The organism is Paenibacillus sepulcri (assembly GCF_042647105.1).
Taxonomy (GTDB): Bacteria; Bacillota; Bacilli; order Paenibacillales; family Paenibacillaceae; genus Paenibacillus_Z; species Paenibacillus_Z sepulcri.
The window spans coordinates 628,802-641,483 of the sequence record NZ_JBHRUP010000001.1 but is presented as its reverse complement, the minus strand read 5'-3'; the positions used below and the strand labels follow the sequence as shown (position 1 = coordinate 641,483).

General features: G+C 49.6%; 12 protein-coding genes and 1 pseudogene. 10 read left to right on the top strand and 3 right to left on the bottom strand.

Annotation, left to right across the window (positions count from 1 at the left end):
- Positions 1 to 21: 21 nt before the first annotated feature.
- Together ACFOLF_RS02855 and ACFOLF_RS02850 are read left to right on the top strand one after the other, a co-directional pair.
- Positions 22 to 105 (top strand): annotated as a pseudogene (locus ACFOLF_RS02855) (S-layer homology domain-containing protein); the annotation flags it as partial.
- 386 nt (positions 106 to 491) lie between these two features.
- A complete protein-coding gene (locus tag ACFOLF_RS02850) occupies positions 492 to 1,139 on the top strand; it encodes a TetR/AcrR family transcriptional regulator (RefSeq protein WP_379113333.1) in 648 nt (215 codons plus the stop codon).
- A 202-nt stretch (positions 1,140 to 1,341) separates the two neighbouring features.
- Here ACFOLF_RS02850 and ACFOLF_RS02845 read toward each other — a convergent pair whose 3' ends face one another.
- Positions 1,342 to 2,574 (bottom strand): FAD-dependent monooxygenase, encoded by a 1,233-nt coding sequence (locus tag ACFOLF_RS02845; protein WP_210039909.1) that lies wholly within the window; start codon positions 2,572 to 2,574, stop codon positions 1,342 to 1,344.
- Between the two features lie 228 nt (positions 2,575 to 2,802).
- On the opposite strand from ACFOLF_RS02845, the gene ACFOLF_RS02840 reads away from it, so the two are divergent.
- The 6 genes from ACFOLF_RS02840 (at position 2,803) to ACFOLF_RS02815 (ending at position 8,802) form a co-directional block, all read left to right on the top strand.
- Positions 2,803 to 2,961: a hypothetical protein gene (locus ACFOLF_RS02840; RefSeq protein ID WP_210039910.1), complete on the top strand. Its 159-nt coding sequence runs from the start codon at positions 2,803 to 2,805 to the stop codon at positions 2,959 to 2,961.
- A 60-nt stretch (positions 2,962 to 3,021) separates the two neighbouring features.
- Positions 3,022 to 3,186: a hypothetical protein gene (locus ACFOLF_RS02835; protein ID WP_210039911.1), complete on the top strand. Its 165-nt coding sequence runs from the start codon at positions 3,022 to 3,024 to the stop codon at positions 3,184 to 3,186.
- Between the two features lie 267 nt (positions 3,187 to 3,453).
- Positions 3,454 to 4,647: a beta-ketoacyl-[acyl-carrier-protein] synthase family protein gene (locus ACFOLF_RS02830; protein WP_210039912.1), complete on the top strand. Its 1,194-nt coding sequence runs from the start codon at positions 3,454 to 3,456 to the stop codon at positions 4,645 to 4,647.
- Positions 4,648 to 4,698: 51 nt separating this feature from the next.
- The gene (locus tag ACFOLF_RS02825) at positions 4,699 to 7,080 is read left to right on the top strand and encodes an EAL domain-containing protein (protein ID WP_210039913.1); all 2,382 of its coding nucleotides are present in this window, start codon (positions 4,699 to 4,701) and stop codon (positions 7,078 to 7,080) included.
- 108 nt (positions 7,081 to 7,188) lie between these two features.
- Positions 7,189 to 7,788, top strand: coding sequence for a nitroreductase family protein (locus tag ACFOLF_RS02820; protein ID WP_210039914.1), 600 nt, complete (start codon positions 7,189 to 7,191; stop codon positions 7,786 to 7,788).
- A gap of 186 nt (positions 7,789 to 7,974) precedes the next feature.
- Positions 7,975 to 8,802, top strand: coding sequence for a sugar phosphate isomerase/epimerase family protein (locus tag ACFOLF_RS02815; RefSeq protein WP_210039915.1), 828 nt, complete (start codon positions 7,975 to 7,977; stop codon positions 8,800 to 8,802).
- A 285-nt stretch (positions 8,803 to 9,087) separates the two neighbouring features.
- Here ACFOLF_RS02815 and ACFOLF_RS02810 read toward each other — a convergent pair whose 3' ends face one another.
- On the bottom strand, positions 9,088 to 10,041 hold the full coding sequence (locus ACFOLF_RS02810; RefSeq protein WP_379113335.1) for an NAD(P)-dependent alcohol dehydrogenase: 954 nt from the start codon (positions 10,039 to 10,041) through the stop codon (positions 9,088 to 9,090).
- Positions 10,042 to 10,252: 211 nt separating this feature from the next.
- On the opposite strand from ACFOLF_RS02810, the gene ACFOLF_RS02805 reads away from it, so the two are divergent.
- Positions 10,253 to 11,128, top strand: a complete 876-nt coding sequence (locus ACFOLF_RS02805) for a helix-turn-helix domain-containing protein (RefSeq protein WP_210039916.1) — start codon at positions 10,253 to 10,255, stop codon at positions 11,126 to 11,128.
- A gap of 268 nt (positions 11,129 to 11,396) precedes the next feature.
- Positions 11,397 to 11,753, top strand: a complete 357-nt coding sequence (locus ACFOLF_RS02800) for a winged helix-turn-helix transcriptional regulator (protein WP_210039917.1) — start codon at positions 11,397 to 11,399, stop codon at positions 11,751 to 11,753.
- A gap of 70 nt (positions 11,754 to 11,823) precedes the next feature.
- Here ACFOLF_RS02800 and ACFOLF_RS02795 read toward each other — a convergent pair whose 3' ends face one another.
- Entirely contained in the window at positions 11,824 to 12,450 is a 627-nt protein-coding gene (locus ACFOLF_RS02795) for an FMN-dependent NADH-azoreductase (protein WP_210039918.1), read from the bottom strand.
- Between the last annotated feature and the right edge of the window lie 232 nt (positions 12,451 to 12,682).

Sequence of the window (12,682 nt, the reverse complement as noted above, 5' to 3'; positions counted from 1 at the left end):
TGCGGCAGCATGTAGGATAATGGCCAAGGCAGCGGAATGTTTAATCCCCAAGGCTTTGCGACAAGGGCGGAAGCTGCGCAGATCATTGCACGTCTCCCGCTGTAATGTAAGATGGAGCTTGCCAAGGTTAAAAAAGTCAACCTGTATCACCAATGTTGACGCCGGAACGGAATTACAAGGTTGGCAGTTAACTCATGCCGTTTACCGACAAGTTCCCTCGCCACACGAAGCTATAATCATACGGAGCTTATGTTCAACTGCTGTAGTTGTCATAAGCTCCATTTTTTTGATACAATCCAGCTTTAGTTAGCAATATGCCAATTCCTTGTGAATCAATAAAAGCCGGTAAACAAAACCCTCTCACCACGCATCTCCTGGTAGTATAATGGGAGAAGGAGCAAAGCCCCGTCATTACCACGCCGGAAAGAAATAGCGAATATTTGCAGCGAAAAATAGAAAATGATAAAAATGTTGAAAGAAGGAAAGCAAGTATGGATGAAAAAATGGATGAGAGGTCTTCCGATTCCCACGGATCCATTCAAAAAGAGAATCAGAATAAAGGCACACGGCGACGTGGCGATATCCTCGAGAATGCCATTCTGCAGGCCGCTTGGGAAGAACTTAACGAGGTTGGCTATGCCCGATTGTCCATGGAGGGAGTCGCCGTGCGGGCAAAAACAAATAAAAATGCGGTATACCGTCGTTGGCCCAATAAAGCTAAGCTTGTCGTTGCAGCCATAATCAAGCATGTGCCCAAGCCTTCCATCGACGCGCCGGACACAGGCGATTTGCGTAAGGATGTGCTTATCCTGCTCCAGAGAATAGTCAAGCCTCTGCAAATGATCGGTGCTGAAACCATACACGGCATAATGGTCGAGTATCATGGCAAGGATTTAATTTCTTCATTGCCGCAGCTTATGCAACCGAGAACCGAAGACAAACTGACATTAGCCATGAAGACAATTTTGAAAAACGCTGAGGATCGGGGAGAGGTTAACCCGAAAAGAATCAATGCAAGGGTTATAGCCCTCCCCGCAGATTTGCTCCGATACGAATTGCTTACAACCCATGAGGCATTATCCGACCAAGCTATCACAGAAATTATTGACGATATTTTTTTACCGCTTGTTCTTGCATAACTCATTTTCTCAAAATGGGCGCTGCGGGATTACCTTATTTTTTGCATCGAACCACGATATTATGCTGAACGCAAACAGCGCGCACCGGATGAAATAACGGCAGCGGGCTGTTTGCGTTCAGCTCTTTTCTAATGTCTTCTCGGCAAGAGAAAGGGGGAAGACCACCCGGCGTTTCCCTGCCCGTCTTTCGTTCTCACGGGTTCTAGATCCTCTTTGCTGCAGCCTCGAGCGCAGCAGCGTAATCAGGCAGGCGAAGCGAGCTGTGCACGTCTCTGGACTCATCACCGGGCATGTTTTCCTGATCTGATGATTGCAATGAAGCCAGCGCTTGGTTGCGGGCTTCAAGCTCCTCACTGGTGCGCGGCAAGAGGAAGGTCGCGCCGCGGCCGGCCAGGGCCTGATTCGCTTCAGCAAACGGCCGCATGATTTGCTCATAAGCTGTGAAAGCCTCTCCGTGCTCTTCATGGGAAGCCAGCTCTCCGGCAAGAATATACGCGCCTACGAGCGCCAGACTTGAGCCCTGTCCCGACAAGAAAGAGGGCGCGAAGGCTGAATCGCCCACCAACGCTACCCGCCCCGCCGACCAACGAGGCATGTGAATCTGGCTGACGACGTCGTAATACAAGTCGTCGGATTCCATCATCGCCTTCACCAGACGGGGGATTTCCCAGCCGCCGCCGGCAAATATCTCCGCGGTCAGCTTGCGCTGCTTGTCGGCATCGTGGTTCTCTGAAAATGGCGGCCGCTCAGATGCGAACGTCAGGAAGGCATGCAGCGTATCGCTGTCTCCAGAGGCCGATAACACGGCAATCCTCCCCGGAGTGGCGTAGGTGACGGACTCGTGGGACAAGCCGAGATCATTCGGAATGGAAAAGCCATTGAAGCAATAACCGAGATATCGGTTGAACGGCCCCTCCTGGCCGAACACAAGACGACGCGTGTTCGAGTGCAAGCCATCAGCCCCAATGACGATGTCAAATCTGCTGCGACGGCCGCTCTTGAAGCTGACATCCACACCGGAGCCGTCGTCATTCAGGGTGGCGATTGAGTCCTTGAACCAGTATCGGACCGACTGGCGCTTAGTCAGATCAAACAGCGATTCCGTCAGCCTGCCCCGGGGCAGTTCAATGTCCCGTCCTTCCTCGCCGCCAGTAAGCTCCTCTGGCCTGATCACGCCGGCAATGCCGCCATCGGGATCGTAAAAAGTAATCTTCTGCGAATGGATATGAGCCGCCTGGAGCTGCCGGAGTATCCCCATCCGCTCGACCACGTCGACCGCCGTCCCCCGGACATCGATGGGATAACCGCCGCCCCGGATCGTCTCCGCGCGTTCGACCACGGTTACATCAAATCCATATTTGGAAAGCCAGTAGGCCAGGGTCGGGCCGGCGATGCTTGCACCTGAAATCAATACAGTCCTATTTCTTTCAGCCATATAAATTCTCCTCCCATAAATCTCAATAAGGTACGATAAGTACCTAATATGAACATGCTAATATATATTCATCCGAAATGCAATAAAAAATTCATAAAACCTCAATTCCCGTCCTCGCAATCTCTAATCGGCAATCGCCTCTTTTAAATTACGAGTCTTATAATCGCGGATACCGTGAGGGAATCTATTACATATAGTAAATAGAATCTCAGGATGGGAGGACAGCAGATGATCAGATCCCGAGTAAAAACGTACCGGTACCGGACGGGTAAAAACCAATATATCGTGATAAACATTTTTCAAACGGCTTCGGCTGAATCAACAATAGGCAATGCTCTGGCCAGCAATGCCGTCAATGTGCAGATTTTAAAGAAAAACCGCAAATAGTTCTCCTACACCCGATTGCCAAATGCTGTCCAACAGTCAGCAGGGGAGGGAGGTGATCTCATGAAGAAAAAGAAAAGCAAACAAACCAATAATGTCAGCTTCGAAAACAGCAAGACGAAATTCAAGGCCAGCCAATTGGCTAATGCCACTGTCGCTCAAGGAGGCAACGCATTTGCTATCAATGCCAATGAATTAGGCATTATCCGGATCCGTCCGGGCCAGTAAACAGCACGTCAGTCAGGCGGAGTGCAGCGATGCCTCTGCCTGACTCGGCGTAAAATCGACTGCATCAGCCGCTGTTTCCAGAAGGGACGAAAGCAGTCATTCCGCAAGAAATAATCCGTTTATTTCCCGGGTAAGCGCAAAAAGAGCCAAGCGGATAAAATTAGCGTGTTGAAAACGCCGGATTCAGCTATAATGGACTCGAACAATGTCGAATTACAAGATTCATTGTAGAAATAAATGATGATATAGAGAGAGTGTTGGGAGACCGTGGAGAAAATAGTGGTGACAGGGTACGGGATTAAAGCTCCCGGTGCGTTGGATGTGCAGCAATTCAAGGGGATACTGGAATCAGGCATATGCACACATGAGGTGGTCAAGGGGATAGGGCCGCATGGGACAGATCTCGTTTGCGGTATTGTACAAGGCGATTTCAAACAGATCAATGGCTTCAACTATAAGAATTATCCCCGGACAGCCCGCCTTGCGGTTGCTGCTGCCGAGGATGCCATGCTCATGTCAGGCATACATAAGAATAAAGAGGGTTTGCGAGTTTCGGTTATTATGGGGACTTCGGTTGGCGGCTTGTCAGAAATTGAGCAGTATGCGGTATTGAGCAACAACAGCCAATATGAGAGATTTCCGCTTTCAAGCGCCGGGGCCGGCAATCCTCACAGTCTATCATCGGCTGTAGCGAGCCACATTGGGGCAAACGGTCTGGTTTTTACGTTGAGCACGGGCTGCACGGCCGGGCTTGATGCGATTCTGATGGCGAAGCTGCTGCTGGAAGCCAACCAGACGGATGTATGTATAATCGGCGGGTCAGATGCTCCGGTTACAAGAGGGTGCGTTTACAGCTTTTCGAAGATGGGCGCGTTGGCCATGGAGCTGGACAAGGAACAGGCGGGAACTCCTTTTTCCCTGGATAGAGAGGGGTTTGTTCTGGCAGAGGGTGCGGGTGTCCTCGTACTGGAAAGGGAGAACGACGCTTTGCGGCGGGATGCATATCTATACGGGGTGATAGACAATCTATATACTAATAATGATGGACAATCCATATTCGCGTCCGACCTTACCGGACAAATGATGACCAAGGCGCTGCAGGGTGTGCTTGGCAGCCATGTGCCTACATATGTGAACAGTCAGGCGCTTGGCCTGAACGCCAACGACAGGGTGGAATACCTGGCCTATAACAATACCTTTGACGGCGATGTTCCGGTTACGACGATTAAAAGCATGTTTGGACATGCTTTTGGAGCAAGCGGTATTATGCAGGCTATTGCGTCGCTTATCTCTATTGAGCATCAATTTATTCCGCCAACGATCAAATCGTCGCGGCAGGGCTTCGCAGATTTGCCGATCGTTGCCGAGACCCGTTATCAGGAGATTAACCAGATCGCGGTTACTTCCCATGGTTATGGCGGGAACAATACCTGTCTGCTGCTGTCCAAATACGATAATTGACTTTTATTTAACGGAATTCATATAAATTCATCTATCGCGAGGGTATGATCTATGTTCTTTCTAATGCTAGTTTTTTCAATCGTGCCCTTGGGCCTTGGCCTCGCCATACAAACCTTGTTCGGAAGAAGCATCCTGTCCAAGAGCTTGTTTATTTTTATGGTATTTATCGGCGTCTGGCAGCTGGATGTGGCCATATTGTTCGCGCATAATTATTTTCCCCTCGGCTGGATTGATTTTCTGTTTCGCCTGTTTCGTTTTGGATCGATCATGCTTCCGCCATCTTTGCTCTATGTGACTTATGCCATTTACCGGAGTTTGGCCCACAGAGAGGAGCTGTCCGGCAAATGGGCCTGGGTTATCAACAGGAAACTGATCATCGCCCTATCCGTATGGAGCATGATTGTCTATGCCGCCGGGTGGACGCAGCAAGGCATCCAATCCTTGCTCCTGGTTGAATCGCAGCATTACGCAAGCTTCCTGTTTCCCGTCTATGGATCATACAGCTGGATCTTTAATCTGAACGTTCCGCTGTTCTTCATCGTTATCGGCTTCTGCTTTTTCCTTAGTCTGAAGGTCTCGAATTCCCATCGAAGATCCTTTCTGGTGCTGTTCAGCACAACTTCGATCGTGGCTTATTCCATCGGTACGCTTAATATGTCACAGCAAAGCGGCTTATACCCGAGCAGCATTGCGGTCCTGATTTTTGCCATTGCCGTCTTTATCGGCTTTTGCTTTATGCATGCCAATGTCGTCAAGGAAATGAACCGCGCGCTGATGAACCAGAAGGAATTTCTGCGGACCGTCATTGATACCAATCCAAGCTTTATCTATACCAAGAACGAAGAGGGAGCGCTGACGCTCGCCAATCTTTCGCTGGCCAATATGTATGGAGAGACGATTGACAATATTGTCGGCAGGAAAGAAACGGATTTCATTAAATACGAGGATGATGACCGCCACGGGGATGACGATGAGCTCGAACTGCTGGCAGCGGGAGAGGGCGTCTACAATCTGGAGCAGCTCATCGTCGATCACAAGGGCAGCCGCAGATGGGTGCAAACGGCGAAAATTCCAATTGACCTATCGGATTCCCGCCAGCTGCTGTGCGTATCCACCGATATTACCGAGAGAAAAGAATATGAGCAGCGGATTATGGAGCTGGCCTATCACGATACGCTGACAGGGCTGCCGAACAGAAGATCCTTCAATCAGATGCTGAATGATGCCCTGAACGTAATTCCTCATGGAATCGTCCTGATGTTTATCGATTTGGACCGGTTTAAAATCATCAACGATACGCTCGGCCACTCGGCTGGAGATCAATTTCTGACATTGGTTGCCCGGCGGCTGCAGGAGGTATTGAACGGGAAGGGCGATGTGTTCCGCATCGGCGGCGACGAGTTTGTTGTGATGCTCACAGGCAGCTCGCATCCCGAGGCGGTTCTGGCTGCGGAGAAAATCCTGGTTGCTTTCAGGATCCCATTCTCGTTGAAAGGGCAGGAGGTGCATTCAACCCCGAGTATCGGGATGAGCCTGTCCGCTGAGGGCAATTCGGATGCCGAGACTTTGATGAAGCAGGCAGATACGGCGATGCACCGGGCCAAGGAGCAGGGCAGGAACAAGTACCGGTTCTATAACAGCGAGATGGACCGGTCCTATTTGCGGAAAATGGTGTTGGAAAAGGAACTGCGCAGAGCTGTTCATAATGAGGAGCTGCTCCTCTACTATCAGCCTCAGATCGACCTGCCCACCCGCCAGCTGGTAGGTGTCGAAGCGCTGCTGCGCTGGCATCATTCCGAGCTGGGGGAGATATCCCCTGTCGAATTCATTCCTCTGGCGGAAGAAACCGGGCTGATTGTTTCGCTGGGCGAGTGGGTGCTCCGAAAAGCCTGCCGGCAGCTCAAGGAATGGGAGTTCAGCGGCTTTAGACCGGTCCGCGTGGCAGTCAATATTTCCTTGCGTCAATTTTATGAATCCAACCTGGTGGAATCCATCGCCGTCATTCTGAATGATACAGGCATCACTCCGCGCTGTCTGGATCTGGAGATTACCGAAAGTGTCGCCATGCACGATACGGATCTTGTGATAGAAAAGCTGAATCAACTGAAGAATTTGGGCTTGTCGGTGTCCATGGATGATTTCGGAACAGGCTATTCCTCGCTCAGTTATTTGAAGAAGCTGCCGATTGACAAGCTGAAGATCGACCGCTCTTTTCTCGTGGATGTGATCAGCGACAGGGATAATGCCGCAATCGTAACGACGATTATCGCAATGGCCAAGAACCTCGGTCTGCGGGTCGTTGCAGAGGGGGTCGAGCATGAGGAGCAGCTTCAGTTTCTTGCCGACCAGGATTGTCATGAAGCGCAGGGATTTCTGTTCAGTCGTCCGGTTCCCGAACAGGAGATCAGGAAGATGCTCCAGCCAAAAAGATGACAGCAGGCTGTTAGGCGCGCATTGCCGGATCAGCCTTTTTTGCTGGTTAATGAAATATCAGTCGGGATATCATAATCAAGTAGTAATTCTTCAGAGGAGTGATTAACTATGAGTCAGGATTTCTTAACGGCCTTGAAAAAACGCAGAACCTATTACGCCATCGGCAGCGACAGAATCGTTTCCGATGGGAGGATCCAGGAAATTGTGAGTGATGCTATCCTGCATACTCCTTCAGCGTTCAACTCGCAGAGCGCCAGAGTGGTTCTGCTGTTTGGCGCGCAGCATGAACGGCTATGGGATATAACGAAAGAGACCCTGCGCAAAATGGTCCCTGCCGAGAGCTTCCCGCAGACAGAAAAGAGAATCAACGGCTTCCGCAGCGGCTACGGCTCCGTACTGTTCTACGAGGACCAGACCGTCGTAGGAAATCTGCAGCAGCAGTTTGCGACGTATAAGGACAAGTTCCCGGAATGGTCCAATCATTCCTCGGGGATGCTGCAGTTTGTGGTCTGGACCGCACTGGAGCTGGAAGGGCTGGGCGCATCTCTGCAGCATTACAATCCGATCATCAACGATGAGGTCAAGCAAGCGTGGAATATCCCGTCAAGCTGGCTGATGATTGCCCAGATGCCTTTCGGCAAGCCGTTGGCGGAGCCTGGACAGAAGGAATTCCAACCGATTGAAGAGCGCTTGAAGGTTTTCAAATAAGCTTGCTCATGGCTTTCAAGCCTGCCGGGAAGATGCTTCTGAAGCAGGGAATAACAGCGCCCTCCTATCCATGGGTGGGCGTTGTCAATTTCCATCCGCGTGTAAATTACATATTGAAATTCCCGATGGTTCTGCTAAGCTGGGTAAGTCAGGATGAAAGCGTTGTATTTGAGGAGGTTATTATTCATGTCCTATTTATCAGTGAGTACCTGGAGTCTGCATCGGCTTCTTGGTCCGCTCCGCTGGACCGGGTGGAACGAAGAGACGGGCGAGCATACGACAAATGAACAGACGCAGGATGAGATTCACACCCTTCTGGAGCTGCCTGCAGAAGCCGCAAGACGCGGTTATCAGGCCATCGAAGTTTGCCACTTTCATTTTCCATCGACAGAGCCTGCTTATTTGGAGCAGCTGAAGCAGTCTTTTCTGTCCGCAGGCGTATCCTTCGATACGCTTCTGCTGGATTATGGCAATTTGACAACGGAAGACGGAAAGCGGCTGGCTGCGGATATGGGTCTGTCCCGCAAATGGATTGATATTGCGGCGCTGGCAGGGGCGAAGCAGATCCGGATTATTGCCGGTGAAGCCGATCCTGATAACGAGAAGGCACTGCGGCAGTCGGCATCCGCCCTCAAGGAGCTGGCTGCATACGGTTCATCGAAAGGTGTGCGTGTGGTCAGTGAAAATTTCAAGGCGCTGACCTCGACAGGTGGCAGCTGCAGGAAGCTTCTGGAGCTGACGGAGGACGCAATCGGATTTATTACGGATTTCGGCAACTTCAAGGCCCCTTACAAATATGAAGAGTTTGAGCTTATTCTGCCGGCAAGTGTGTCCGTACACGCCAAAGCGGATTATGACGAGCAAGGTTTGCCGGATGAAGAGGAGTTCCGTCTCTGTCTTGACCGTGTAAGTGCTTCCGGCTTCGACGGCGCGATGGTGCTGATCTATGATGGGCCAGGCGATATGTGGGAAGGGCTGGAGAGGGTCAAGCGGATCGTTCAGCCGTATTTGTAAAAAGCACTTAGATTCTTGTGGTGGCTTCTAGCGAGCCTACAGGATGAGGGGAAGGCACTTGCCTTTTCCTGGATCATGCAGCCTTGATCCGTGATTTTTAAAAAAAGGGCGCTATCGAAAGCCGAATGCTTTCGATAGCGCCCTTGCTGTTTGTCGGGTTAAACCATCTTCAATACCGGTTTAACCGTTACCCCTGTTTTTGTATCCTTAAAGGCCTGGTTGATATCTTTGAACTCATAGAATTTTATAAGCTTATCAAAAGGAAATCTTCCTTCTTTATAATATTCAATGAGTTGGGGGATAAATAATTGTGGAATGGAATCCCCTTCCCAAAGCGTAACAAAAGACTTGCCGAAAATAGCGGTGGGAGCTTGCGCCAGCAGGCACTTTAACGACAAAGGCTGCGGTTCCCTTTACTCGGATCGCTTCTGCCGTCTGGATGCCGATTTCCGTCACACCCGTCGTATCGATGCTGTAGTTGGCGCCTCCGTTGGTTATGCGGCGAATTTCTGCTACAGCGTCAGCTTCGTTTCCGTTAATGACATGAGTGGCGCCGAGTTCTTTGGCCAGTTCAAGACGGCTCGGTATAATATCGACAGCAATAATCCTGGAGCAGCCGATAATCTTCGCTGCCATGACCGCACTGAGTCCGACGCTGCCGGCACCGAATATGGCAATGCTCTCGCCAAATTTAGGCTGCAGGGAATTGAATACTGTCCCGGCCCCGGTTTGAATGCCGCAGCCAAGCGGACCAAGCAGTGCAAGATCGATCTCTTTATCCACTTTCACGACACTCCGTTCATTCGCGATCGCATAGGTGGCAAAGGAAGATTGGCCGAAGAAATTTTTGACGCCATGCTCGTGATGATGAAGCGGAGTTGTTCCGTCGGCCATTACGCCGCCGAAATTAAGCATCAGGAAGCTGCTGCAGTAAGCAGGCTTGCCGGACAAACAATATTCACAATTGCCGCATGAGGCAAAGGATATGACAACATGATCGCCAGGGACGACGGAAGTGACATTGCTTCCTGCTTTCTCGACGATGCCTGATCCTTCATGACCCAGCACGACGGGGTATTGAACAGGAATTTCGCCATCTCTGGAAGCGGCATCCGTATGGCATACACCGGACGCCACAATGCGAATCAGTACCTCGTTTGGTTTTGGATCGGCGAGCTCGAGCTCGTGCAATTCAAATGGACTGCCTTTTTCTGCCGTCATCGCTGCTGTAATTTTCATGGTAAAATGGCTCCTTCACTCCGAATATAAATGGCTTCTGTCTATTTAACTTGTCCTGTATTTGCGGTACTCTCACTCCTTCTTTCGGGTCCTTCTCCTTATGGTCATTTTGCCGCAAATACATTTTAATTATAGAGAGGGTAAGAAGCCGCGTATTTGCAGCCCGCGGCCATCCTTTTGTAATTTTACGCCAAGGAGAGTTTGGATTATTATGTTTCAATGGACAAAAAGCAATGACCGGCTGAACCGTTATGCGGGGCTGCTGAAGGGACCGGCCATGACGTATTTGATCCATTATTGGGGAGTCATCCATGAACTGGCGGCCAATGCCGTACATAAGCATTCCTTTTACGAGATTTGTTATGTAAACGGCGGGAGCGGAGTGTATGAGGAAGAAGGACGAAGCTTTCCGTTATACGAGGGCGTGGTTATCAACTCGCGCCCGGAGGTCCTTCATCAGATCAGCGAGGTGGACGGCTTGGACCTGTTGTTCGTGGCATTCGAGCCCGACAAGAACCAATCCGAAGCCGAAGCGTATGAGAGCTATACGAAATCGCTGCTTCAAGGAGCCGTCTGGACAGATTCTGCGGGGCAATCGCCAACCGCTCACCTCTGGAGGTCGCTGCTGGTGCCGGAAGAATGGGACAGACCGCTGTCCGTATCGCTCCTTTCTCCGCTCGCCCACGCGCTTCTCGAATCATTTGGGGAGCTGATCGGAACAAAACGGAGCCTGGACGCGCCGCCGGCTTCGTCTAATGGTGCAGTGCTTGTCAAGCGGGCGAAGCTGTATATTCGGGATAATTTAGGTGAGCCATTGTCGCTGCCCGATGTCGCAGATTATTTGAACATCTCTCAGCGGCAGCTGTCGAGATTGTTCGCAGGCAGCATTCATGAATCATTCTCCTCCTTTGTTCGGATCGAACGGATACATGCCATTGAGCATCTTCTCACTCACACGGATATGCCGATCAAAGAAATTGCCGAGCGGACCGGTTTTTCATCTGTCCACTATTTTACCCGTGTGTTTACCAAAGCCAAGGCGATTCCTCCGGCAGCCTTCCGTGAGGCCGGGCGGAAGAGCAAGTAGGACGTTCATCCCGTTTTCCCCTGATCGCCATTTTGCTCAAATATGCGGTTGTTGACCAAAAACAAACAAGTGGATGAGCAGAGATCATACTCTGTTCAACCCCTTGTTTGTTTTAAATTAAGTTCATCACTTGATTTGAAATGCAAATCAGATTTTATTGACTATATGTGTTATTATGTAACTTATGGTTCAATAAGAACACTAGGTATATTCAAATACTATAGTATTGAAAAAACAACCTTCAAGCTTAAAAAGGAGTGGAAGATCTATGAAATCTCTTCCAGACATGTGCCGGATCAATCCGGTGCTGGAAGTATTGGTTGGAAAGTGGAAAAGCACCATTTTACTCCATCTTTATTTTGAAGGGACCAAACGGTTCAACGAGCTGCAAAAGGCCATTCCGGATATAACCAAGAAAATGCTGACCTCCCAGCTGCGGGAATTGGAGGACCAGGATGTTGTCAGGCGTGTCGTCTATCCCGTCGTGCCTCCCAAAGTCGAATATTCGCTTACAGAATACGGTTATACATTGGGTCCCATATTGAGATTAATGAATGAATGGGGAACCGCTCATGATATCAGAATGAGAAATAAACAAATGGAATTACAGACGGTTCCGGAATAGCAATCAGCCACAGCAAGCTGCTGTGGCTGATTTATTTGTAAATAGCGGATCACAACAAAGCTGTGAGAATTTAGAACCTTGCTGCCAAATCCGCAGTTTCTTTTAATCCACTGTCAATGATATCCTGAGTGCGGTCCTGATACTGCGCATGTCCTTCGATGACTACGGAATCGGGATTATGAATGCCCATAAGGCGGATGGCGGTTTTTATATAATTTAAAGCCATTTCCATAGATGCCATGAATTCAAGGGAATAATCTCCACCCCTTGCGGTGAGAAGCGCGACTTTTTTGTCGGCCGCCAGACCGATTGGACCTTCTGACGTATATTTGAACGTTTTCCCTGCTTGCATAATATAGGAAATATAGGTGACCAGAGGACCTGGCACTGTGTAATTCCAGAGAGGGAAAGCGAATATAATCTTGTCGGCTGCCATAAATTGCTCCAAATAAAAATTGGCAATATCAGCAGCTTTCTTCTCTTCCGGCGAAGTCTCAAGCCCTTGGCTGAGTTTATAAAGACCGCTCAGCGTCGTATTTCCGAAATAGGGAAGCTCGACGTTAAACAGATTAACCTCCGTTATACTGTCATTCGGGTGGCTCTTGCGGTAGTTATTCAAGAAAGTATCGTACATTCTGCTGCTGACTGCTTGATCCGACGGACGGTCGTTCGCTTTTACGAACAATATGTTTTCCATTACTGCATATTCCTCCCAAGTATATATAGTTATGCTTCATGCGTCTTAACGTAAGGCGAATCCGCTCCCTGTCATTATGATGATAAAGATTATTTTTGAGAAGAAGGCACATTAATGTAATCGGGTTACTTAAATGTGCCCTGCGGGTCAGCAAGGACCAATCCTATTTGTGAAATGGTGAAATATTTTATTGTATATATTACATATGTTATAATACGCCGAAGGTCTTTTT